Origin of the sequence: Streptomyces himalayensis subsp. himalayensis, from assembly GCF_013778455.1 — a bacterium.
Lineage (GTDB): Bacteria > Actinomycetota > Actinomycetes > Streptomycetales > Streptomycetaceae > Streptomyces > Streptomyces himalayensis.
This window is the reverse complement of record NZ_JACEHE010000001.1, coordinates 780,051-802,626: the sequence shown is the minus strand read 5'-3', so window position 1 is coordinate 802,626 and position 22,576 is coordinate 780,051. Positions and strand designations below refer to the sequence as shown.

Sequence of the window (22,576 nt, the reverse complement as noted above, 5' to 3'; positions counted from 1 at the left end):
GAACCGGCGTCGTCTCCGTCGCCGGAGAACGGTCAAGGTGGACTCGCCTTTGGAAGTACACCAGCGGCCGATTCACCGGCGGCAAGGGACTGATCAGGATCCGTGAGTCCTCGCGTCCAACAACGGGGGCATCTCGACCTCTCCGGTGGTCTCCCTCCGGCAGGGCGGTGACGGAGAAGCATACTTCGCCCTTGATGATAGGACAGGCAAGGTGCGATGGCTGTTCTCGATCACGATGACGGCTCAGCGATCGCCACTCATGAGACCGGGCCGGAGCCGCCAGGGCTGTTGGCAAGTGCTTCTGCCAGCGTCCCCCAGCCGCTAACCGGGAAAAGGATTCGCACCCATGATCCGTCATCGAATCCGATCTCATGAGTGCCGTGTTTTACGTCCTTTCGGTTCCGGCACCAGGAAATACGCCCACGAGGAACCCCCCATCCGTATTGGACCGCTGGCCCCGTCTTTCGCCCGTCCGGAGATTTCTGGACGTGCACCACGTGCAGACCGTGGTCCCCCAGAACGAGGACCGACACGACACCGCTTCCTTCGCGAGGTTGCAGCGAACAGGCCATCTGCCCCGCGACACTCCCCCAGTCACCGGACATCGCCTGCCCCTTGCCGCTGCCCCGGTCGTCAAACGCATCCACCGCCGCATTCACCGGGTTCAGGCGATCCAGAACCCGCTCGGCATTGTCCGCATGGGACAGCCAACGATCAGTCGTCGACCTGGCCCCTGGGAACACGTCCGGCCTGAGGCGGCTCGGGGGCGCCGGCACGCCCTCACCGATCACCACGACATGCGAATCCTCGAGTCGTTCCCCGGCAGGAAGAGCCGACCCGGCCCGTTCCCGGGCCTCACGAGCGACGGCATGATGGTCGGGACCTGAGACCCAGGTCTTGAAGCCCGACCAGGAAAGCACCTCCGAGAACTTCACCCAAATACTTCTTTCACTGTCTTCCCCGCGAAGTCTCCGCTTTTCATTCTCTCGTCGAAACTTTGAGGCTTTGGGCGCTCCGCGTATTCGGACTTCTCTTCAGCCAAGGCTGGCGAACCCTCTAGAACCGAACCTGTGACAGCACCTGCGGGATCGACTCCGAGCACGCCCTTGGCGATAGCCTTCCCTTGGCGCCACGCCATGTACTGAGCAAGGTCGGCGGCCTCAGGCATCTCGCCGCGGCGAACACTGCCCAGGATCCGCCATTTCGCCCCCTTCCACTCCTTGATCTTCGCGCGATCGAGGCTGCGAAGATAACGGCGGAGTCTGGACAGCCTTGCCAGAGCCCTGGTCTGCCTGGCGAGATCGGCCAACTTGTCGGCCAGCTTGGCGGCAATCCTCGTGGCCTTTGCGGCTCGGTACGCCACATTCGCTGCTCCTGCCAGAGGACCGATGGCAGCCGCGGCTCCGGCGGTGAGCAGGGACAAAATCGCAGTTGTCGCGGCAGTCACCATGAGCGCTTCCACAATCTCTACGAGAAGATCGGTCATGGCCTGCTCGGCTATTTCGCACGCCGACGCCGCCACTTCCAGCAACTCCGCGATTGTGACCATGTCGTCGGCTTCGCCCAGGAGAGCCTGCTCGAACTCTGTCATTGTCTGGCTGAAGCCCTCGGCAGCGTCGCTTTCCCAAGCGCGCTCCACAGCCGCTGTCGGATCTGACGAATACGATCGGCCGCATCTTCGGCAGCGTCGGCGTAGCGTCGCAACGCTTCGGTCTGGACGTTCGTTCCTTGTCCCATGAATCCCCCGAAACCGGACGAATATCGACTGAGTACAGGTGCCGATGACGGCCGGGCTACCGCCCACCGGAGAGTCGCGTTCCTCTCACACCGCCCGTCGAAAGTGATCGACAACCGAACTCCGCTCGCACGCGCAGTACGACCGTAGCAAACACTTGGCAATTGCATCAGCGTCGTCCCAACCGGGTAGGCGTGACGACACTTCAGCTCGGCAGCAACTCGTGGGGCAAGCAGGCAAGATCGACGACTGCCGCCAGTCCCAGTCGGCGGGGTCGCGATCAGCAGGCTCTTTGCGCAGTTGCATGCGCTCGCGCCCGCGAAGTCCAACTCGAACGCTCATCGTGTGATTGCCTCACTCACAAGTTCGGGAACGTGGCGGATGCGCCCGGCCGTGCCCCGTGTTGCGGCTCGGACATGACGGAGGTCCAGTGGCGGGCCGGCGCTGGGGAGTGACGGGCGGGATCAGTGGAACCCTGGGGCTCTCGGTCCGTCCCGGACCGTGCTGCCACTTGGACCGAAGGGCCGGGGCTGCGTAATGAACTCCAGGTTCGCGGAGTCCATTACGCTCACCTGGCATTCACCTGTGCCGGTGCACTCAATGCCGACACGGTAGGTGCGCAGGACCATGCACGAGAAGCCCCCAGCGTGTTGGCTCCCAGTGGCGCCGGTGTCTTCACCCCGCGTCCTCCTCACCGCGGCCGGGGAAGAGATCGAGCACGTCCGGCATGGACGGGAAGTGGGGAGCGCAGTCGGGGCAGGCGTACACAGGCGCCGTCGGGCCTGACTCCTCGGCGGGCGCTGGGCTACCCGTTGGCCCAGTCCGCGAGGGCCGCCCGGAGGGCGTCGTCATTCGGGTGACCTGCAGCAGGATCGACGGAACAGGACAAACGGGAGGGGGCGTATGACAAAGGCCAGGACCGACGCCGTACTCCGGGAGGTGGCGATGACAGCGCTCGAGGGAGACCGCGTAGTCCACCTACAGCCCGTGGTGCGCCACTCCCGGGTGCCCAAGCCGCCGAAACGGCGACGGCCGCGCTCCCGCATCCTCCCGCACGGCGGGCGCCGCCCCCAACCCTCCGCCGGAGTACGGATGCGGGCGTGGCTGACCGGCTTCCTCGCGTGGCTCACCGCCCCACTGGATTTCCTCGGCGACCTGCTCCTGATGCCCTTCCGGGGGCTCTTGTGGCTCTGCCGGAGCAAGGAGAAGCGCCGGCGGGAGAAGAGACTGGGCGGCGGATGGGACAGTGCGGCCGGGGGCCTCGGGATCGCTGTGTACGTCTGGGGGGACCGCGTGCTGGCCGTCGGAGAGCGGCGGGTCAGCCTCCTGTACGTCGGTGAGCACGAGGCGGAGATTGCCTGGTCCGCCCCCCGGGAGCAGTTGGCCGGTGTGGAGCTGGCCGTCTGGGACACCCACAACGAGCAGCAGGCCACGCTGAGGTGGCACTTCAGGGACGGGTCCTGGTGCGACGTGATGGCACAGGGCGCCGGGTGGAAGTCCCTGGTCGACGCCTTGCCCGTACGCTGAGTTGGGCGGCGGCCGACCTCCGTAAGAAGCCGCATCCTGGTTGCCCCACCCATATGCTCGCCGATCCGCGCAAGCGGGCGGTGATCCGCCTGGTCCTGAGTGCCAGCGCGTCCCAACATGCCTATGTCCTGGGCGACTTCCAGGACTTCGTACGCACGGCCCGCCCGGACACCGGCGCGGCTTCGTAGCGCGTCCCGCCGAAGCGGCCGATCTTGCACCGTCAATCCGACCCCTCATAGGTTGATTTCATGGGCTTCTTCGACAAGCTGACCGGAACCAAGCACCCCGCCGACGGTGTCGCGCCGCGCCCGGTCGAGGAGGTGCGGGCAGCCCTGCTCGGCGTCAACCGGCCCGAGGTGCCGTACGTCATCCGCGACGCCGCCGCGGAGGACGCCGACCTGGTGGCGGAGTGGCGGATGGCGGAGCCCGCGTGGCAGGCCATCTTCGTCGAGTCGCAGCTGACCCGGGCGGTCCGGATCCGGATGCGCCTGGTCCCGGAGAACCATGAGGTACGCGCCCTCGAGGAATCGTGGGAGGTCACCCGGGTCGGGAATCCGCCGGAGCTCAAGATCTCAGGGGCGTACTCGCGCGGGCCCGACAGGACCGTCTCCCGTCACTACACGGTCAGACGCGAGGAAAGCGGCAGCCTCGAAGCGACGGAGACTTTCCGCTTCAACGGCGCGGACCTGCGCAACCCCCTGCAGAACGCCGTCCTCAAGTTGGGCTGGACCTGGCGCGGAGTGGTCTCCGGCAATCTGTGAGGCCGGCGGGGACCACACCCGCTTGCCTGCGCGAGGTTCATTGGCCGAGGGTGGAGAACCCGGAGCTTCGCGGCATGGGGCTGCTTCTATTGATTCGGTCAAGGAAGAAGTCGACGACCAACTGGCGGGAAACCGCAACCCAGCACGTCCGCTCGTGAGGGGCTGGGCATCGCCAATCCGTCAAGCATCGACACACTGGAAGACGGGCCCCGGGTGCCGGAGGAGCGTTACGAGTATCATCAGCGCCCCGATCCACAGCGTCTCGACGAGCGCACGGACACGCAGCCTTCGCACGCAGGCAAGACAGTGAGGGAAGTTTTCGGGTGAGCGGCACGGACCGGAACCGGGAGTCCGTCGAACGGGCGAGGGCGGTGGTACCCGCCGGAGAGGTACTGCGAGGTGAGCACCGGGTCGCACTGGCGGCTCGCGCACCGAAGCCCGGCTATTTCCGCCGCCCACGCGGCCTCCGATCAGAACGCCGAACGCTCTGGAGCTGGTGCATGCTCCCAGTGCACGGGGTCGCGAACCTCATTTCCATCACCTGGAACCCGTTCGAGGCGTTCTTCGAGGCCGTCTTCTGGCGTGAGACCAAGAAGCCGGGCAAGCCGTTCCACGGCGGCTGGAACAGCATGGCCGGCCACTTGGCGCGCGCCATCACGCCCCGGACCGAGAACGGCGCGTATGTGGTCATGCAGGTCACCAGCCACCACCTCCAGCTCGCGTACGTGTCCTGCGCGGGTTCCCTCACAGGCGGGCGCGGTGCGGTCGAGGCCGGGTGGGCCACGGACCTTCGCAACGTGACCTGGATCCGTGACCGAAGCGACGTGGTGGGCGGCAACCACGAGATCGGCTTCGTCGATGGTTCGTGGTGCTCGGTCCGGTTCATGGGTCAAGGCTGGCGTCGTATGCCGGAGGCGTTCCCGGTCCGGCTGAGCCACCTCGACGCGGTTCCCTACCCGGGATGAGGACGAGATGTTGAGTCGGCCCGGGGCACGGGCTTGGCGTTTCCGCCGGCCCGTTTCCCCCCAGGCCGTGCTCCGAGTGACGTAGGCCGCCGGTCCGACTCGGTCCAGGTGAACGTAGAGCGGAAGTCTGTTCGGCAAGTCAGCAGCTGCACGAGTTCTGGTTCGCTTCCCGCGCGGCCAGAACCACAGCGGCGCCGGGAAAGCATCGTCAAGGCGTCACCGGAGCAGAACAGCCGTGGGCTTTTGCCGAGCGCTCGGCGAAAGCCCTGAGTGCGGCGCGTTCGTAAGCGAGACCCGGATCGCTCACGGTGTTCTTGCGACCGCCGTCCTGCCCGGCGGCGACCTGCAGTGTGAACAGGGCACGGCCGTCGGAGCACTTGGCCGTCGTCCAGCTGACCCGGCCGCCGCCATCGCGATGGTGGGCGGGGATGTCAGGCGACGGCAGGTCCTCCGCTCCGTAATCGTGCTCCTGGTAGTCGACAAACGCCTCTTCCGCGTAAGGACCGAACTCGGCTTCCAGTACGTAGCGCGTACTGAGGTCTGCGTCAGCCAGCCGGCAGATCTCGTACGGCGCTCCCCCGCGGTCGGTCTCGGTGGCGATGGACACACCCGGTGCGGTGGGAATGCCGGAGCACGTCCCGCCCGCCGTGCCGAGCGGTTCGTACTCGTCCTCGTTCACCGGCAGGCCGAGACTGCGTACGGGCCTTCCGAGCTCGGCTCCGCAGTGCCGGGTCTTCGACACCTTCGCCGCGGTGGAAGTGGCGATCCTGGCGAACTCCGGCCTGTTCGCCGGGTTGTCGATCGTCTTGTCGAGCGTGGTCTCGACGGTGACGGACAGGCCCTTCACGCTGCTGGCCTCGGCGCACTCGAGGACCAGACTCACGGTCACGTCCTCGTCCGCACTGAAGGAGTCGCTCAAGTCGCTCGAGTACTTCGGTTTCGCCCCGAAGAGCCCCGCCCATCCATGGCCAACCGGTACGGAGAGCTCCGCTCCGGGCGGACCCGTGTAGAGGGAGTCCAGGCTCTGACCGGCGTAGGAGGTGTCGAGGATACGGACTTCAGCGGTGCCGCCACCGTCGACGTGCACCTCGCAGCCCACCAGGCCCCTGTCAGCGCGCTCTTCGTTCTCGTCGTTCTCGACCTCGACCGATCCCGGACCGAGGACGTCGCGCACCACGTTCCGGTCGAGGAGGCCGTTGCAGGCGCTGTCGAGCGCCGACTCGTCCCTCCAGCGCTGGAAGTCTCCGTGCAGTTCCAGATATCCGACGACGGCAACGGCCGTAGCCGTCAAGGCGGTTACCGCCCAAAGAATGATCCGCCTCACCGCCATCCCTCCACCTCTCCGAGGATCTCGGTGTCATGGCACCGCTGCTGCCGGGGCCAGCCGCCGGGGTGGGTGAGGTAGCTGTCCATGAGCTTGCGGGCGTTACGGGAGTACCGGGTCCGCTCCGCTTCGGTGAGCGTGCGCTCGTAGTCATCCTGCTCGTCGTAGTCATAGAAGTCGATGTTCATGCCCACGGTGACACGGTGGTAGGTGCTGCCTGCGGTACATGTCGACCTGGCCCACAGGGCGAGCTCGACCCGATGATCGCCGTCCGGGATGTTCGTCGTACGCCGTTCTGCCGAGAAGTCGAAGACGTCGCCTGTGGTGTCGTACTGGTCGACGGCGGACCGGCTGAGCGGTCCGGCCCAACTCGCCGCGGAGACATCGGCGACCGCGCCGTCCTCCAGCACCGGATCGATCTCCGTCGGGCTTTCGGGGTCTACGGCCATGGCGGTGCACACACTGAGCAGCCGGGAGTCCTGCAGGTCACCGCTGGCGGCCCAACTCCCGGGCAAGCCCGCGCGTTCGGCGAGCCCACGGCACTTCCTCATGCCCAGGCCCGGCTCGTCCACTCGCACGGTCTCGCCGTCGATGCTGTCCGGGTCCGCGACTGTGTACTCCTCGTAGGTGTCGATGACCCGCGTGGGCCTGGCCAGCGGGGTGCCACCGCAGTCCTGCTTCGCAGTGATCCCGTTGGCGACCTGGACGGCGGTGCGGAAGTCCGCGAGGTACTCGGCTCGCTTCCCCTTGCCGGGAACGGGCAGATCGACATCCGCGGTGACATACATCGCGGACACCTCGCGTACCTGGCCGTCGAGCCCGCCGGCACATTCGGCGACGATCCACGGCCGCCCGTCCTCATCGACCCTGCCGGTGAGCCCGGGCGCCTCGTACCCGTCGGTGTAACCGCCGGGCATGATGTCCTCGGCCTTCACCGTCATCGGCATCGGGGAGACAAGAGGAACGGCACGCACCCGCACCGACCCGTGCCCCGGCCACGTCACGGCACAGTTCACCAGGGAACGGCTCTCCTCGTCGGGCTCCAGCACGGTGCCGTACTGGCTCACTTCGCCCTCGACGTCGTCGGGTACGAGGCTGCTGAGTTCCTCGTACGGCAGCAACCCGGTGCAGGCACGCTTCAACTGCGCCCGATTCGCTGCCGCATGGCCGCCGCCCGAATCGCCAGTGCCGCGGAAGACAACAACTGCCCCGCTGAGGAGCAACACGAGCGGCAGGCCTATGACCAGCGGTTTGCGCGACCGCCGTGGCATTCGGCACACGAAGCAATCCCCCAGTAATGCCGGTGGTTTCAAGTCACCAACGGTTTCGAAAGGTAGGACTCATGAGCGCCGAAGCTGCCACGAGCACCCTGCCGCCGAAAAGCAGATCAGCGGGCCCCAGTCCATGCGGTCGATGGCTGTCGGGATACGCACCGGCACCCGCCCCCGCGATTTCCCTACGACTCCTGGCTCGCTAGGGAAGTGCGGCCGGGCTGTCGCATCCGTGGCGGGCGGCCGACTGCTCGGCGAAGCGCTGTAGATCCGCCCGCTCGCTCTTGGTGAGGGGGCGCGATGTGAACTCGCGGTCACTCGTCTCGACTGGCGAAGCATGGTAGTAGCCGATACCCAGGGCACCCTGACATGTGGCTGACGTCCAGGCCGTGGAGCTGTCGACACCCGCGGGGGTGTCGTGACCGCCATATTTGCCGTTGACGATCGCGTCAGAAGCATCGCTGAAGGGGCCGTATTTGGCGGTCAGTTGCAGACTGCCGGTTAGTAGACATTCTTCCACCGGTGAAGCCTCGGCAGCGGTTTCCCGCACCGTCGACGCGGAGGTCATCCCCTTGCAGGTCCCCGTGGCATCGTCGGCCGCCACGGTCCTGGCGTCGGCATCTGGAGCGGTGAGCTTGCTCGCGTCTCCCGGTTCCGTAACGCAGCCGGTCTTTTCTGCCGCGCGCTGTGCTGTCCCGGTGACCACACGGGCAAGCTTCAGGCGTACGTCCTCCGTGACCTCGGCGTCGTAGGGCGAACCGGCCGTTACGAATATTCCACTGCCGTCTTTCGATTCCCAGTTCTTACAACTGAGAAGCACCGACGCGGTGGCTTGGTCAAGCTTTTCGGTGACTATGAAACCCTGCCAACCCGCGTTCAAAGGTACGGGAAAGGACTCCTGGTCGCGCTGGAAGGTATAGGAAGCGTATGGATTGTGGACGCCGACCGTGGTTTCGATGGATATCTCAACGCCGTCGACGATACACCTTGTCGCCAGACCGGGCGGCTCCGTCACATCGTCCGAAACATCAAATTGCCAACTGGAGACGTCAAACCCTAGACCGAGCAGGTAGAGTCGCGACTTTCCTGCAAGGTCAAGCACCGAGTCGACCGGAAGCATTCCACTGCACGCCCGTCCGGTGTTTGCGGCAGGGTACTGCAGCTGAAATCCGTAAGCCCCGGCCCCCAGCACGGCGAGCGTCACGGCGGATCCGATCAGCCGGCGCTTCACGTTCCCTCGGAGCAGAGCCCGATAGTCCCACTTCATTATCCGCAATCCCTGTCTGCGTTACGAAAAGACCGAACCTGGATGCACCGCCGCCTGAAAGTCGGGCCGCCCCAGACTCCGTGATCAGCCCTACCTTGCCCTCTTGTCCTGGCCGTAGCCGTCCAAGTTGCTCTCGGCAGAATGGAAACCCAGCTCGACCTCGTTGGCCAAGATATTCTGGTAGTCGGCAACACCGCCCAGCCCCTGCGCTTCCGCAGAATTTCGGTAGGCATCCTGCAGGACCGCCGCAGTGGAGTACTTTGCGTCCTCCCAATCCGCGCCACTTGAATACACTGCGTTGCCCATAGTGTCCCGCTCAGAGCCCTTGACGATCTGGTTGATGAGATCCCCCGTGACCGTGGTGGCAAGGCCGCCGACTCCGGCACCGACAGCCGGCGTGGCGATGAAGGAAGTGCCGACGCCAATGCCAGTTCCCACGATCCCTGACGCATAGCTGCCAGCACGTCCCATGGCGTCGTTGTACGCCTTGTCGGCTTCCACAGCATCGCCGATCTCCGACTCCCGCCTGCCGATCGCGATGCTTCCCTGGACCTCCCCGGAAGTCCTGGCAATTTCTCGCAGCGCGGTGTCCGTGGAACCTTTGAAGGCATCAGGGTTCTGAAGGTGATAGTCGATGAGGTTGGATGTGTAGGCGCTTTCGCCGAGGTTGATCGCCGCATAGCCATCCGGGTCCTGCCCGACGGTCATGAGGAAGCGAGAAACGTCCTGCTCCCCAAAGAGCGCCGCAGTGCCCGCGATCGGATAGATCCGATCCTTATTTCCTTGCCCGTCGCCGTTGTCGGATTGGTCCATCGTCAGAGACTGGTGAATGTCCGGCATGTACTCGCCGGCCATCCGCCCGAGGCTGTCCTGCATCCCGTCACGGGCCAGCTCCTCGTCCAGCGAAACGGCCTTGACGATCTCCTCCATGAGACCGGCCTGCTTCGCGTTGTGGGCCGGGGTGTCCGCCGAGGGGCTGGTGTCGTACGCGTGGCCGGTAGTGGCGGATTCCAGGGCGTGGCCGAGGTTGTTGTAGCCACTGGGGTTCTTGGAGTCGCCCGTGTAGGCGCCTCCTTCGGGCCAGTGCCGGTCCTTCATCAGGTAGTCGAGGTGGTCGACCTTTTCGCCGTTGACCGTGGACTCTGAGGTGAAGAACTCGGTGGAGGCTGCCGGGTTGTGGCCCAGGGCGTCCATGAAGCCCGTCATGGGGTCGAGCGCGCCGATGTTGGTCGACCCCAGAGTGCGCCCGCCGCCCCAGTAGGCGTCGGGGTTCTGGCCCGCGTTGGCACCGTTCTTCTCGGCGGTGATGAGAGCGCCGCCGTAGTCCTGGAGGAATTCCTTGTCCCATTTACCCTCGCTCATCAGGCTGCTGGTGAGCTGGTAGCCGTTGAGGCCATAGGGGGTCTCGGTGGGATTGGCGTTGAACTCGCGCTGGCCCGCCGCGAGCAGCTCGTTCTGGAACTTGGTGATCTCCCGGTCGGATTTTCCACCCTTAAGGTGGTCGTCCGACGTGGTCGCCGTGCCGATGGTGGTGCCCAGGTTCGCCTTGAGTTCCTTGAGCTGGGCCAGTTGCTCCTTGGAAAGCGTGGTCCCGGCCGGCGGGGTCATGAGCTCGTTGTACTTGCTCAGCACATTCTCCGCACCGGTCTTGACCGCGAAGTCGCGGGAGAACTCCGGGTCGCCCTTGTTGGCGGAGAGGAGCAGGTTGAGCTTGGTGATCTCTGCGTCGGTGAGACGCCCCTTCTTCCTCATCAGGTCGGATGCCTGGTCGGCTTCGACGGCGTCGAGACTGGTGTAGACGCTGGTGTTGAAGGACTGGCTGTCGCCGTTGGCGTCGCGTTCCAGGGCGGCGCTGGCGGCTTCGTCGGCGGCGGTGGCCAGTTCGAGGATCCGCTCCAGACGGGATACCAGCGAGTCCAGCTTCTCCTTGCGCTCGGTGGCGAAGCCCGGCGTTCCGGAGGCAGTTGGGCTGTCCTGCCGCGGGTCGACGTCCTCGACCCTGCCGTTCTCGGATACGTGGAACTTGTCGTTGCGGGCCTCGTCGAGGAGGGCGCGGAGCTGCTTCTGGCAGGTGCCGAACTCGCTGTGGGCATCCTGCAGCAGCTTGCCTATACGGCCTGCCTCGGTGGCGGCGTTCTCGTACTCCGTGCGGGCCTTGGCCATGGTGGCAAAGGCCGCTTCGGCCGCGTCACCCTCCCAGTGGCCCTTGAGGTGGTTGATGACACGCTGCTCGAACTCGCGCTGCAGCGCCTCGTACTTGCCCGGCAGCGCCTTCCAGGAAGCGGCGGCATCAGCCAGCGGGCCGAGGTCGGCCTTGTCGAGGTAGGGGATGGACACCACGTGCGACAGCTCCTATCCGTCCCGTGGACGGGGATGAGGTTGGTTCTGGCCCGGCCTTGCGGTCTGTCCCGGGCAGTGTTCCGGCCCAGGGCCCGGCTTATCCGAAGGGAGAGTTGATCGCGCGCTGACGCGCCTGCTCCTCCTGCTCGGTGCGGGTGTAGTGGCCGGTGGTTGTGTGGAGCTTGTCGCTGATGTCCTGCAGCATGCGCTTGAGATTCATGACCTGGGAGCCCCAACGGACGTCCATGGTCATCAGGGAGCCGGCGGTGGCCCAGGAGCCCGCCTCGGGAAGGCCCGGAGCGGTGTGCTTGTTCAGGCCCATGACGGCGCTCATGGTGTCCTCGTCGGCGGCGTTGTCGACGTTCTCGGTGTCACCGCGCAGTTCGACCAGAGCATTGGCGGCCTCGTCCAGCCGCTGGGTGTCGACTTTGGCCGTCCCGCCGGCGCCCCCACCGCCGCCGCCTTCCGCGGGTAGGGAGTTCAACCGCATCTGAGCGGTTCCGCTGTGCTGTGGCGCATCGAAGGGAGTGCTCATCCCTTTGTCCCATCCCCGTTGACAACAGTGGCTGGCATGCCCGCCTCGCGCACTTGCCTACGGGGGTGTTCGTCTCATCCGTACGGCGTGACGGTGCTCCCGCCGACCGAGCGCCGCGCTCGGCCACGTGAGCAAGGACATGCCAATCACGGCAGAAGATACCGGATCTTCCCCCGGGTGGCCCACCACTCAGCGGCTGCTCGACGAGCTGATGCGCCCGGTGGTGGTACCGCTGGCCGAGCAACTCGAATTCGCACCTGTCGCTGCCTGACCGTGCCATGGCTATCGCGGCATCAGACGGATGGGCAGCGGAGTTGAAGAGTGACGGACGGAATCAGTGGAACCCCGGGGCTCGCCGTCTCTCCCAGATGGCGCGGCCCCACTCGGGCCGAAGGCCCCAGGCCACGTCATGAACTCCAGGTCCGCGGAGTCCATGACGCTCACCTGGCGTTCGCCGGTGCCGGTGCCCTCAACGCCGACGCGGTAGATGCGCAGGGCCATGCACGGGACGCCCCCAGCGTGTTGGCTTCCGTTGGGTCCCGGCCTTCACCGCTCGCCCTCCTCGCTGCGGGATGGGAAGAGGTCGAGTACGTCCGGCAGAGGCGGGAAGTGGGGAGCGCAGCCGGGGCAGGCGTACACGTTCCAGCCGGGGCCGCTCGCCTGGTGCACCTCGGAGACGAGGACCGGAGCGTCCGTGAGCACGTCGCAGCGCACACACATCCGCAGAGGCCGACGTGCGGCAGGTCGACTGCTGCGGGCGCACTGCTGGCAGAGCTGTTGGTGCCGGCCGGTGGCGGCGTCGGTGACGGTCGCGTGGGGGCCGTGGGGTGAGCCGCACCCGTCGCACGGGCCGCCTAGGTCGTACGTGTCCCTCGGGTCGCACTTGTCGCCGGGGGCTGCCCATTCGCGGTCGGTGATGCTGCGGTGCGGGACGTCGTGCATCAGGCGGCCACTCCCACCCCGACGCGCACCCCGTGGATCACGTCCGGGCCGACGTCGAACCCATCGAGCGCCAGCAGCAGCGCCAGCCGCCTCTCCCGCAGCTGCTCCCGCTCCTCGTGGGCGACGAGATAGGGACGGACCAGGGCCGTTTCGTGGCCGTTCAGCGGCTCGTCGATCCCGTACGGGCTCCTCGGCCTCGGCGACCTGGGCCAGGCCGGAGGCGCCGGAGGGATCGGAGGGGCGAGCAACGGCGGCACGGCGGTCGCCCGGTCGGCGCGGTGACGGCCCTGCGGACGTGGGCCGAACACCACCTTCCATAGGTCGGTGAGGGCACGGATAAGGTCTGTCATGTCATCGCTCCCTATAAGCGGTGGCCACGCCCCCGGGCCGTTGCAGCGGTCGCGGGGGTCCTTGTTGTGGGCGACGATACAGGCACCTGGTCATGCCATGCCATGGCATGACACGGATTAATCAGGCTTCCCCTGCCCTCGTAGGTTCCGACCATGACTGAGATCCCCGAGGGGTACGGTCCCGATGACGAGCTGGACCGGGACGCACCGGACCCCGTCTATCTGCAACTTGCGGCTGTCCTGGTGGCCCGCATCAAGCGCGGCGACTACCCCCCACGGCGTGCCGTGCCGGGCGTGGACCGCCTAGTCCAGGAATTCGGAGTTGCCCGCGGCACCGCCCGGAAGACCCTGGTCCTCCTGGCGGAACTGGGCATTGTGCGGACCGTTGTAGGGAAGGGCTCATTCGTCATCGAGCAGAAGCCGTCCGAGGCGGAGCCGCCGAACGCGTCCGGCGAGGACCAGGCCGACGAGGATGGGCTGGACAGGGTATGACGTGTCCAGCCGCGTGGTGACGGACCATGCGGGGTCTTCAAAGTTGATCGGTGAAGCCGCCGCAGGATTGGCAGATCTGGGCCACTGCGATCTCGGTAAGGCTTGGCCGCAGCCGCCGGAGCTGGCCCAGATCTGCCAATCGCTGTCCCGAGCAACAACCAAGACCGCGCTGCCGCTGGTGCATGCACCACTCAAGTTCGAAGACCCACCATGCGCCCTTGCCGGTGCCGGTGCCAGCGCCCCCGTCCTGGACAGCCAGCGCCTCCTGCGGCTGTAGCCTGCCGCCGCAGTCGGAGGTGCTTTACACCGCCGGGCTCAGGATGCGCTTTGCCTACTGCTGGGGCGACCACTGGCTGTGAGGCGGGGTGGGCTGCTGCTGGTACGGATTCTGCTGCGGCGGCAAGGGCTGCTGCTGGTACGGATTCTGCTGCGGCGGGAAGGGCTGCTGGCCGTACTGGGGGTAGACGACGGGACCACCGGGGCCGCCACTGTTGCCCCCCTTGCGCTTGGCTTTCTTGACGATCAAGAGAACGATCAAGCCGATGACGGCAAGTCCCACGAGACCGATCACGGACCAGATGATCAGAGCCTTCTGGTCCGCCTTCTCCTGCTCGGCATCGGACATGCCGAGCTCGATTTCCGGCTGCTTATTCGGCTGCTCATCCGATACCTTAAACGGTCCGTTCGTACTTGGTTCCTGCAGGGATGTCCTCTGTCAGCGCAGCCAGCGGCCTGATGGCTCCGTAGCCATACTTCTCATCAGGAAGAGAAATTCCCCTGGCGGAATCGGGCAGTACTGCGGTCTTAACGAGGCGATTTGTGATCTGACCTGCTGTCAGGTCAGGAAACTTCGCACGGAGCAACGCCGCCGCTGCAGACGTGTATGCAGCAGAGTCTGAAGTTCCGTCTCCAATACGGAGTTCATTACCAGGCCATCCTGCACTCACAACGCGAGTAGCGGGAGCCGTCAGCAGAACTTCGGGACCATAGTTGGAGTTTTCCCAAATGGTCCCTCTGCTGTCCACACCACCCACCGTCAGAACGCCGGGATACTCTCCAGGGAATTCGATACTGTTAGCTCTGCCCTCGTTTCCAGACGCCACCACGATCAAGACGTCGTGCTTGAGCGCGTAGGCCACGGCATCACGGTCTTCCGGGAAGTCCTGGTCGACAGAGACAGACATGTTGATGATTGAAGCACCCTGGTCCACGGCATAGCGGATCTCATCCGCATACCCAGCGTTGCCCTCCCGAATAGGCAGGATCTTGGCTTCTGGCGCAAGCCCCATGACGCCATCCACAGAGCCTGGACCATGCCCGTGCCCAGCAATCAACGAGGCCATCCCCGTGCCGTGGGTGGGCTTGGAATCCCCCGCCGACGGAGTAGAGTCATCATCGCCGTCCTCGAAGTCTTTACCCTTGAGCACATTGTTCTTCAGATCCACATGCTCGGCATTCACTCCGCTATCAATGACAGCAACCGTGACGCCCTTGCCCTTCGAGAACTTCCAGACGGACTCGGCCTGCAGTGCTTGCAGCACCCACTGGTCACGTCTGGTCTGATCGGCAGAAGCAGCAGGAGCTGCCACAAGGATCAGCGCGCCAGTCAGTGCCGTGGCGCCCAGGGCACGCACCGTTCGCGTGAAGGCCATTCCGTCTTCCCGTCCCGTACTGAACGTGGGCGTGGCCGGAAAGCCACGCCCACACAGCCTGCAAATCAATATCCGCGCCGGACCGTGCCTGCGACTACTGCTGAGGCGGCCACTGGCCTTGAGGCGGGGTGGGCTGCTGCTGGTACGGGTTCTGCTGCGGCGGGAAGGGCTGCTGCTGGTACGGGTTTTGCTGCGGCGCGTTGGGCTGCTGGCCGTATTGCGGGTAGCCGACAGGACCGTCGGGGCCACCGTTGTTGTTCTTGTTACGCCGTGACAGCTTCACGATAAGGAACACGATGAGGCCGATCACGGCCAGGGCTACGAGAGCGAGGACGCCCAGGAAGATCATCTGCTTTTGGTCCGCCTTCTCGTTCTCTGCCGCGTAGTCCGCATCCGACTTACCGCTGTCCGAAGGGTTCAGGGACTCGGGAACCTTCAGCGGACCGTACTTCGGGCCTGCGGGGATGTCTTCCGTCAGCGCAGCCAGCGGCCGGATGGCCCCGTAGCCGTACTTCTCGTCAGGGAGGGAAATACCCTTGGCAGATTCAGGGAGTTCAGCAGTCTTGACGAGGCGGTTAACGATTTGCCCCGCCGTAAGGTCTGGGAACTTCGACCGGAGCAACGCAGCAGCGGCAGACACGAAGGCAGTAGAGTCCGAAGTGCCGTCCGCGATGTGGAGTTTCTTGCTACCTGGCCACCCCGCACTCACGATACGCGTGGCAGGAGCAATTAGAAGAACCTCAGGCCCATAGTTGGAATTTTCCCAAACCTCTCCGCTGCGGTCCACGCCCCCGACCGTCAGAACCCCTGGGTATTTCGCGGGAAACCGGATGTCGTCATTTCCCCCGTTCCCTGAACCCGACACGATCAAGACATCACGCTTGAGAGCGTAGGCCACGGCCTCACGGTCTTCGGCGAGATCCAGAGTTTGCGTTTCGGAAATGTTGATGACCGAGGCGCCCTGCTCTACGGCATAGCGGATCTCATCCGCATATCCCGTACCGCCCGACCGAATGGGGAGAATCTTGGCATCCGGCGCGAGCCCCTTGACGCCGTCAACTCCCCCTGGCCCATGGCCATGAGCAGCAATATCCGCAGCCATTGCCGTGCCGTGATCTGGCTGCAGGCCCCCTGCCTCAGGACTGGGATCATCGTCGCCGTCCTCGAAGTCTCGCCCCTTGAGCAGGTTGTTTTTCAGATCTACATGTTCGAGATTCACGCCACTGTTTTCAATGACGGCAACCGTAACGCCCTTGCCCGTTGAGACCTTCCAGACGGATTCGGCCTGTAGTGCCTCGAGCGCCCACTGGTCACGTCTGGTCTGGTCGGCAGAGGCAGCGGGAGCCGCCGCCAGAATCAGCGCACCAGTCAGTGCTGCGGCGCTGAGTGCACGCACCGTTCGCTTGAAGGCCATTCCGTCTTCCCTCTCCCGTTACCAAACGTGGGCGTGGCCCGGAGGCCACGCCCACGCATCCTGTCATGTGCCGCTGAGCATCCGGCGACTACTCGATGACTCGAGGGGCCGCGTTAGTCTGTGGGGTCCAGGTCTCCTCGTCTTCGACGAGGTAGTCGGGACGCTCGCCCTCGCGGCCCTCCTGGTCCTTCGGCTTACCGGTTCGTGCACCAGGGACGCCAACCATGCCGCCCTTGCGACTGGCACCGGCTCCACCTGCGGCGCCGCGGCTACGGTGTAGACCCGAACCGCCGGCAGTGCCCCGGCCCGCGCTAGCACCGGACTTGGGCGTGCCACCAACAACGCCACCAGACTGGCGAGCCAAGCCTCCGGCGCGTGCCGCACCGCCCTTGGCTGCACCCGCACCTGTGCCCCCACGGCCCGCCGTGCCGCCCGCGCCCGCACGGCCGGCCATGCCGCCTGCGCCGGGACGGCCAGCCATGGCTCCGCGAGCAGCACCAGCTCCAGCCGCGCCGCCGACGAAGCCAGCGCCACCACCGACGCCACCGCTGCCAGCCGATCCACCGCCGACCGTGCCAGCGCCGCCAACCGTCGGTGCCCCGGTGCGACCACCAGAGACGCCGTCGATCGCAGTGCTGACCTGAGGCTGCGGTGCGGTCGGCTTGTGCGCGCCGCCGGTGATGCCCGATGGCGGGGCCACAGGCTTGGACTGGCTGATCGTGCTGGCTTGGCCACCGCGGGCTGTGCCCGACGTTGCAGCCTTCGGGCTTCGAGGGGCGACCGCCGTCGGCACAACCACGGCAGCGGGCGGAATCCCGCCGGGCTCACCCGGATAATCGTCCGGGGGAGGTTGTTCAACCGGCTTGCGCCACGACCCCATCTCCTTGGCACGGCTGTTGTAAGCCGCCCCCAGGATCTCCATCTGCGCAGCCATCTTGAGCTGCGCTTCTCGGCCTGCTGACAGGCTGCCCTCGTTGTTGTCAAGGGCAGCCTGCGAACCGGCCCCGTCCTTCAGGTTGTTGTCCGCGCCCGAAGCGTCCCGGTCACCGAGATCGCCTACAAAGTCGGTCGCACTGGAGAGCCCGCTCGGCTTCTCCATCGCCAAGACCTTGGGCTTGATGTCCGCGAGAACCGCAGCGGCACCTTTGAGGGACTGCGAGGTGTTGTCGGCGTACTTGGCGCTGTCGGTGATCTTCTGACCGATGACCTGCGCACGCTCCGCGAACAGGTCCGCGCTCTTGCCCTCCCAATGGGCGAGGACGTGCTTGACGGCGGCCTCAAAGGTTTCCTTGATCCCGCCGCTTCCGACGAGGTCCTTGCTGAGGTCTGCCCAGCCCTCGGCCACCTTCTCCACAGCGCCCGGGTCTGCGTTTTGGACCATGGCTTTCATCTGGTCCATGTTCTTTTCGAGCCCGAATGGTGTGGTGTGCTTTTCCGCGAAGCACTGATTCGCTTCGACGTACTGGAAGTCGTCGATGCTCTCTTCGCCCATGGCTACAACCCCCTCATCTCCATGTAGCAGAACATCTGTCACTTCCCATTGAAAGCGGCGTAGTTCTGCGCCTCAGCGTCGTGGAACGCGTCATGCGTCCTCTTCGTCTTCTGCCCGAAGTCGTCCAGCACGTCTTCCAGGTGCGCGACGATCTCGTAGAGGCGTTCCTTCATCTGCTCGTGGGCGCCAAACAGCGCCTCGGCCTCCCCGAAACCCGTTCCGAGCGCGCCCTGCGGCAGGTACGTCTTGCCCTGGCAACTCGTAGCCGACGTCGACATGTCCTTGATGACGCGGTTCAGCTTCGTGATGGTGCCTTCGATCTCGCTCAGGTCGACCTTGTACTGCTCAGCCATGCTGCAGCTCCCCGTTCACTCCAATGTCGTTACCAATACCCCGCTTGCGGCGCCAGTCGCTCAGTACCCTGCCCCCGCCGAACACGAGAAGCACCACGGCGAAGCCTCCCGCCAGCACATACAGCGCGTACCGCTCCGTCCGTTCCTGGCGGGATTCGCCGAGGATGAGGGTCGCGGCCTCGACGTCGGCCGCGTCGCCGGCAGGGCCCACCGGGTCAGGTGTGGGGGACTCGGCGGGGGTGACCGTGTCCTCGTTGACCGCGGCGACCGGGTCGACTACTCCCCAGCCGACGAAGTCGTCGCGGCCCGCCTTCGTCCGGTCCGCCGTCTGCTCGATCTGCGTGATGACCTGCTGGTAGGTCCACTTGGGGTGCTTGGCGCGGATCAGCGCCGCGACGCCCGAGACGTACGGGGCGGCGAAGCTGGTCCCCTGGTCGACGCAGTGGCCGCCCTTGGGGACCGTCGAGACCATGTCGATGCCGGGTGCGGCCACGCCCACGAACGTTCCCGACTGGGAGAAGGGGGCGCGGAGGTTGGTGCGGTCGGAGGCCGCGACGGCGAGGACGCCCGGGTACGCCGCCGGGTACGTCTTCGCCTTCTTGCCGTCCGCGCCGTTGTTGCCGGCCGCTGCGACGATCAGGGCGTCTTTCTCCTGGGCGTACTGGATGACCGCGCGGAAGGCGGCGTGGACCGTGGGGTCCATCTTCGACGCCGTGTCCTGCGAGATGTTGATGACCTGAGCCCCGGCATCGGCCGCGTATTTGATGGCCGAGATCATCGTGCCGACGTTGCCGCTGCCCTGGTCGTCGTTCTGACGGATCGGGATGATCGTGGCTTCGGGGGCGATGCCGATGAAGCCGCTCTCGTCGGACTTACGGGCGGCGATGATGCCGGCCACCTTCGTGCCGTGGCCGACCTCGTCGACCTTGCCGGTGCCGCTCTTTGCCAACAGGTCCTTGCCGTTTACGACGGCCGACCTCAGCTGATCGTTGACGGCGTCGACGCCCGTGTCGATGACGGCGACCTTGACGCCCTTGCCCTTGGTGTCCTGCCACAGCTGGTCGAGGACGATGCGCTGCAGGGACCAGGGTGTTCCCTTGATGGGGTCGGACGGGAACGAGCAGCTGGTGTCGTCGATCTGGAACCGCACGTCGTCATCGGCCAAGGTGGTCCGCACGTCGTCGTCCGCCCAGGTGGTCCGCACGTCGTCGTCCGCCAAGGTGGTCCGCACGCCCTCCGCGGCGGCGGCCGGCGCGGCACCGGCGAAGGGCAGCCCGCAGGCGACGACCGCCAGGGCGGCGGTGGCTGCGGCGCTCCGACGCGCGGCGCGCGATGCCCCGGATCCCACTGTCTTACGTCCTCCCGTTAGCCGTACCTGGACTTCAGTTCCGGTACGTCCGTTCCCGTACGGGGCGTGCGGACCGGCGACCGGCCGCGGCCCGAAGAAGCCGCAGCAGTCCGATCCGCACGTTCCGTCAACCGCCGATGAGGGCGAGCGCGCCGTCGCGCACCCGCCCCCATCGTGTGGTCACGTCAGCCGCCCCAGATCTGGGCGTTCTTCGACTCGGTGGCCTGGTAGTTCTGAGCGGCGCTGTCGAGGGCCCTGGCGATGGCCTCCAGCGTCTGCTGCATGGAGTTCGCGCGCTGGTCCCACTCGGCCTGCTTGGCGCGGTAGGCCTCCTGCGCCGAGCCTTCCCAAGTAGTGGCGATCTTCTTCACACCGGCCTCGAGTTCGTCCAGCTGACGGCGGATGTTGTTCGCCGTCGAGCGGACGTCCTGCGAGGCCTGGGAGATCGTGGCGAAATTGACGAGGATCTGCCCGGACATGTCTTGTGTCTCCTCAGATGTGTCGATGGTCGGTCACAGACGTGCGGCGCGCGGCGGACATGCGGCGCGGCGCACGGGGCCGATCACCCGAACGGGGACTGGGCGGCGATGTTCTGGATGGACGAGCGCTGCTCCTCTTCCGAGGCCGCGTAGCTCTTGGTGCTCTGGTCGACGGCTTCCTTGATGTCGTTCAGGATCTGGTTGATCTTGTTCGCATCTTGGTTGACCTGCGTCTGCAGATTGTTGTACGCGGTGGCCGCCGAGCCCTTCCAGCCGCCCGTGATCGTGTCGATCACGGTCTGCAGCCGACGGATCTCGCCCTGGATCGAGGAGTTGACCGAGGAGATACGACCGCTGAACGCGATCATCTCCTCCTCGGTCATGGTGAACTGCTGTCCAGCCATGCTCTGTGTCCCCCATGAGACGTAGGAGTTGTGGGTCGATCCACGTACCGGACGCTGCCGTGGCGACGGAGCGATGTCCAGTCGTGTCGTCTCAACTCTAGTCGCATTCACCGACAGAACGAACATCAGATGGGTTCTGTAGCAGGATCACAATGAACCCAACTCACCTTTTTCACAGGCGACTTGGTTGACGGCTTGACGAGTCGACCGAGGTGACGAGGTGATGGCTTTGTCTACGAGCCATTCGAGCCATTCGAGCCATTCCAGCCATACGGGCCTTACAGAGCCTTACGGGCCATACGCGCCGACGCGTCCGTACGGGCCTTACGAGCCCTGCGCCTGCTCCGCGTTGCCGCTGCTGAGTTCCGGGCCCGCGGCGAGCAGGTCCGCCCAGGACTCCGGCACCGTGACCGGGCGGATCTTGTCGTACCCGAGCCTGACCTGCGCGCTGTTGGTCTGCTGGCCGTCGGCCTTCTCACCGCCGGTCACCTGGCTGTCGTTCCGCGCCGGGACCGAGTAGCGCAGGCCGGTGTCGGTCACCAGGTAGACGTTGCCGCCACCGGCGCTGGTCCCCGTCACCTTCGTGAACAGCAGGCCGCTGCCGGGCGAGACGTACGTGCTGGAGCCGCTCTGGGAGACGTCCTTCGGGTATTCCTGGGAGGTCCAGACGGTCATCTTCGGCATCTTGCTGTACTGGTCGTCCTTGCCGTGCCAGATGCTGCAGGAGACCTTGTTGCCGCCGGTCTCCCAGTGCGTGTTGGCCTGTTCGACCGGGGACGTGGGCCAGTTCATCTCGGACATGTACTGGCCGTCCGCCGGCTGGATGTCGTTGAAGCCGACCCTCACCGGCTTCGGGATCCCGTTTTCGTACAGGCTCTCCGCCCCCACTTTTGCGAGCAGCAGCTGGGCCGTGAAGTCGGACACCGGCTGCACCCGGTCCTTCAGGACGACGTACTTCTGCATCCGGTTGCCCGAAGGAGCCTGGAGAACGAGACCCACCTTGGCCAGCTTGGGGTCGAGTCCGTCGACGAACGCCGTCGCTCCCCCAAGGCCGTCCAGGGTGGGGAAGTCGACAGTTCCCGCCACGTTCAGCGTCTTGATGAAATCCGCACTGACCTTCTGCGGCTCCGCGCCGTCGCCGAACACGGCGCGCTCGAGCGTGTTCAGCGCCGACTCGGACCGGAGCCTCCAGTCCTTGCCGCCCATCAGGTAGGCCCGTCCGTCCGCGGTGACCATGTACCGCGGCCCGGCCACCCCGGCTGCGCCCGGCCCCTCGATGTACAGGGCCTCGCGCTGGTTCAGCTCCTTGTTGCCCTTGTGCAGCAGGTCGTTGTAGTCGGCCTGGTCCAGCACGTACGTGGCCCGGCGCAGCTGGTTGTCCGATCCCTGGCCCGGGGCCTCGCACAGTGCCCAGACCTTGACCGTCTCCGCGTCCTCCGAAGAGGGCAGCCGGTCCGGAGCGAAGGGGATTCCGACGGTGGCGCCCATCGGGTACTTGCTCTCGTCGAGCACCGATTCCTTGATCTTGATGACTTTCGGATTCTCGCCCTTCAACAGAAGCTTGGCGGACGCCAGGTTGAGGACCGGGTGAAGGCTGGGCTTCTTCTCACCCTTGGTGCGCACCAGGACGTAGCGCGTCGTGGATTCGCTGCCGACGAGGATGTTCGCGCCCTCCTTGTCCCACCCCTTCGGCGCGGTCGGGCTGAGCATTCCCCATGCCCCGAATCCGGCGAGCACCAGCATCGCCACGCCGAGGCTCGGCAGGACGGTCTTGAGGGGGCGCGGCGCGGCCTCTTCCGAGCCGTGTGGAGACGGCTGCAGAAACGCCGCCACCGTGCGCCTGCGCGCGAAGGAGTAGGCGTTCAGCTCGTCCCGACGTGTCGCCATGGATGGGTCAACTCCCCGTTTTTGTCGCTTTGTTGCTG

Annotated in this window: 25 protein-coding genes; 7 read left to right on the top strand and 18 right to left on the bottom strand. The window is 65.8% G+C overall.

The genetic code is table 11. From position 1 onward, the window contains the following. Window positions 1–257: 257 nt before the first annotated feature. Window positions 258–935, bottom strand: a complete 678-nt coding sequence (locus H1D24_RS03505; RefSeq protein WP_181655814.1) for a hypothetical protein — start codon at window positions 933–935, stop codon at window positions 258–260. Continuing rightward, window positions 932–1,639 carry a hypothetical protein gene (locus H1D24_RS03500; RefSeq protein ID WP_258563767.1) on the bottom strand — a complete coding sequence of 236 codons (708 nt, stop codon included), beginning with the start codon at window positions 1,637–1,639 and terminating at the stop codon, window positions 932–934. Before H1D24_RS03500 ends, H1D24_RS03505 begins: the two co-directional genes overlap by 4 nt. Window positions 1,640–2,638: 999 nt before the next feature. Between H1D24_RS03500 and H1D24_RS03495 the strand changes: the two genes are divergently transcribed. From H1D24_RS03495 to H1D24_RS03485, 4 genes are all read left to right on the top strand, one after another. Further along, window positions 2,639–3,262: a hypothetical protein gene (locus H1D24_RS03495; protein WP_181655813.1), complete on the top strand. Its 624-nt coding sequence runs from the start codon at window positions 2,639–2,641 to the stop codon at window positions 3,260–3,262. 53 nt (window positions 3,263–3,315) lie between these two features. Then, window positions 3,316–3,450, top strand: coding sequence for a hypothetical protein (locus H1D24_RS42065; protein ID WP_258563765.1), 135 nt, complete (start codon window positions 3,316–3,318; stop codon window positions 3,448–3,450). 60 nt (window positions 3,451–3,510) lie between these two features. Next, on the top strand, window positions 3,511–4,023 hold the full coding sequence (locus H1D24_RS03490) for a hypothetical protein (protein WP_181655812.1): 513 nt from the start codon (window positions 3,511–3,513) through the stop codon (window positions 4,021–4,023). A gap of 500 nt (window positions 4,024–4,523) precedes the next feature. Then, window positions 4,524–4,988: a hypothetical protein gene (locus tag H1D24_RS03485; protein WP_181655811.1), complete on the top strand. Its 465-nt coding sequence runs from the start codon at window positions 4,524–4,526 to the stop codon at window positions 4,986–4,988. A gap of 208 nt (window positions 4,989–5,196) precedes the next feature. Here H1D24_RS03485 and H1D24_RS03480 read toward each other — a convergent pair whose 3' ends face one another. The 5 genes from H1D24_RS03480 to H1D24_RS03460 form a co-directional block, all read right to left on the bottom strand. Then, window positions 5,197–6,279, bottom strand: coding sequence for a hypothetical protein (locus H1D24_RS03480; RefSeq protein WP_181655810.1), 1,083 nt, complete (start codon window positions 6,277–6,279; stop codon window positions 5,197–5,199). A gap of 29 nt (window positions 6,280–6,308) precedes the next feature. After that, window positions 6,309–7,454 carry a hypothetical protein gene (locus tag H1D24_RS03475; RefSeq protein WP_181655809.1) on the bottom strand — a complete coding sequence of 382 codons (1,146 nt, stop codon included), beginning with the start codon at window positions 7,452–7,454 and terminating at the stop codon, window positions 6,309–6,311. Between the two features lie 331 nt (window positions 7,455–7,785). Beyond that, complete coding sequence (locus tag H1D24_RS03470) at window positions 7,786–8,850, bottom strand: hypothetical protein (protein WP_181655808.1); 1,065 nt, start codon at window positions 8,848–8,850, stop codon at window positions 7,786–7,788. 90 nt (window positions 8,851–8,940) lie between these two features. Next, the gene (locus tag H1D24_RS03465) at window positions 8,941–11,190 is read right to left on the bottom strand and encodes a hypothetical protein (protein WP_181655807.1); all 2,250 of its coding nucleotides are present in this window, start codon (window positions 11,188–11,190) and stop codon (window positions 8,941–8,943) included. Between the two features lie 97 nt (window positions 11,191–11,287). Beyond that, window positions 11,288–11,680: a hypothetical protein gene (locus H1D24_RS03460; RefSeq protein WP_258563764.1), complete on the bottom strand. Its 393-nt coding sequence runs from the start codon at window positions 11,678–11,680 to the stop codon at window positions 11,288–11,290. A 172-nt stretch (window positions 11,681–11,852) separates the two neighbouring features. Between H1D24_RS03460 and H1D24_RS03455 the strand changes: the two genes are divergently transcribed. Then, window positions 11,853–11,996 carry a hypothetical protein gene (locus H1D24_RS03455; RefSeq protein WP_181655805.1) on the top strand — a complete coding sequence of 48 codons (144 nt, stop codon included), beginning with the start codon at window positions 11,853–11,855 and terminating at the stop codon, window positions 11,994–11,996. Window positions 11,997–12,271: 275 nt separating this feature from the next. Here the strand turns inward: H1D24_RS03455 and H1D24_RS03450 are convergent, their stop codons facing one another. Together H1D24_RS03450 and H1D24_RS03445 are read right to left on the bottom strand one after the other, a co-directional pair. Beyond that, window positions 12,272–12,667, bottom strand: a complete 396-nt coding sequence (locus H1D24_RS03450; protein ID WP_181655921.1) for a hypothetical protein — start codon at window positions 12,665–12,667, stop codon at window positions 12,272–12,274. Then, the gene (locus H1D24_RS03445; RefSeq protein WP_181655804.1) at window positions 12,667–13,017 is read right to left on the bottom strand and encodes a hypothetical protein; all 351 of its coding nucleotides are present in this window, start codon (window positions 13,015–13,017) and stop codon (window positions 12,667–12,669) included. Before H1D24_RS03445 ends, H1D24_RS03450 begins: the two co-directional genes overlap by 1 nt. 153 nt (window positions 13,018–13,170) lie before the next feature. Here H1D24_RS03445 and H1D24_RS03440 point away from each other — a divergent pair, with 153 nt between their 5' ends. Both H1D24_RS03440 and H1D24_RS03435 read left to right on the top strand, forming a co-directional pair. Next, a complete protein-coding gene (locus H1D24_RS03440; protein ID WP_181655803.1) occupies window positions 13,171–13,509 on the top strand; it encodes a GntR family transcriptional regulator in 339 nt (112 codons plus the stop codon). 1 nt (window position 13,510) lies between these two features. After that, window positions 13,511–13,786, top strand: a complete 276-nt coding sequence (locus H1D24_RS03435) for a hypothetical protein (protein ID WP_181655802.1) — start codon at window positions 13,511–13,513, stop codon at window positions 13,784–13,786. Between the two features lie 54 nt (window positions 13,787–13,840). Here H1D24_RS03435 and H1D24_RS42060 read toward each other — a convergent pair whose 3' ends face one another. The 9 genes from H1D24_RS42060 to eccB form a co-directional block, all read right to left on the bottom strand. Further along, window positions 13,841–14,134, bottom strand: coding sequence for a hypothetical protein (locus H1D24_RS42060; protein ID WP_258563763.1), 294 nt, complete (start codon window positions 14,132–14,134; stop codon window positions 13,841–13,843). A gap of 46 nt (window positions 14,135–14,180) precedes the next feature. After that, the gene (locus H1D24_RS03430) at window positions 14,181–15,161 is read right to left on the bottom strand and encodes a S8 family serine peptidase (RefSeq protein ID WP_258563762.1); all 981 of its coding nucleotides are present in this window, start codon (window positions 15,159–15,161) and stop codon (window positions 14,181–14,183) included. Window positions 15,162–15,255: 94 nt separating this feature from the next. Further along, a complete protein-coding gene (locus H1D24_RS03425) occupies window positions 15,256–16,575 on the bottom strand; it encodes a S8 family serine peptidase (protein WP_181655801.1) in 1,320 nt (439 codons plus the stop codon). A gap of 88 nt (window positions 16,576–16,663) precedes the next feature. Then, on the bottom strand, window positions 16,664–18,067 hold the full coding sequence (locus H1D24_RS03420) for a hypothetical protein (RefSeq protein ID WP_181655800.1): 1,404 nt from the start codon (window positions 18,065–18,067) through the stop codon (window positions 16,664–16,666). A gap of 38 nt (window positions 18,068–18,105) precedes the next feature. After that, window positions 18,106–18,420: a DUF2563 family protein gene (locus H1D24_RS03415; RefSeq protein WP_181655799.1), complete on the bottom strand. Its 315-nt coding sequence runs from the start codon at window positions 18,418–18,420 to the stop codon at window positions 18,106–18,108. Next, a complete protein-coding gene (gene mycP / locus H1D24_RS03410) occupies window positions 18,413–19,768 on the bottom strand; it encodes a type VII secretion-associated serine protease mycosin (protein WP_309484185.1) in 1,356 nt (451 codons plus the stop codon). The genes H1D24_RS03415 and mycP overlap by 8 nt, the downstream gene beginning before the upstream one ends. A 185-nt stretch (window positions 19,769–19,953) precedes the next feature. Next, window positions 19,954–20,247, bottom strand: a complete 294-nt coding sequence (locus H1D24_RS03405; protein ID WP_181655798.1) for a WXG100 family type VII secretion target — start codon at window positions 20,245–20,247, stop codon at window positions 19,954–19,956. Between the two features lie 83 nt (window positions 20,248–20,330). Then, window positions 20,331–20,651: a WXG100 family type VII secretion target gene (locus tag H1D24_RS03400; protein ID WP_181655797.1), complete on the bottom strand. Its 321-nt coding sequence runs from the start codon at window positions 20,649–20,651 to the stop codon at window positions 20,331–20,333. Window positions 20,652–20,975: 324 nt separating this feature from the next. Next, entirely contained in the window at window positions 20,976–22,538 is a 1,563-nt protein-coding gene (eccB, locus tag H1D24_RS03395; RefSeq protein WP_181655796.1) for a type VII secretion protein EccB, read from the bottom strand. Window positions 22,539–22,576: the final 38 nt, after the last annotated feature.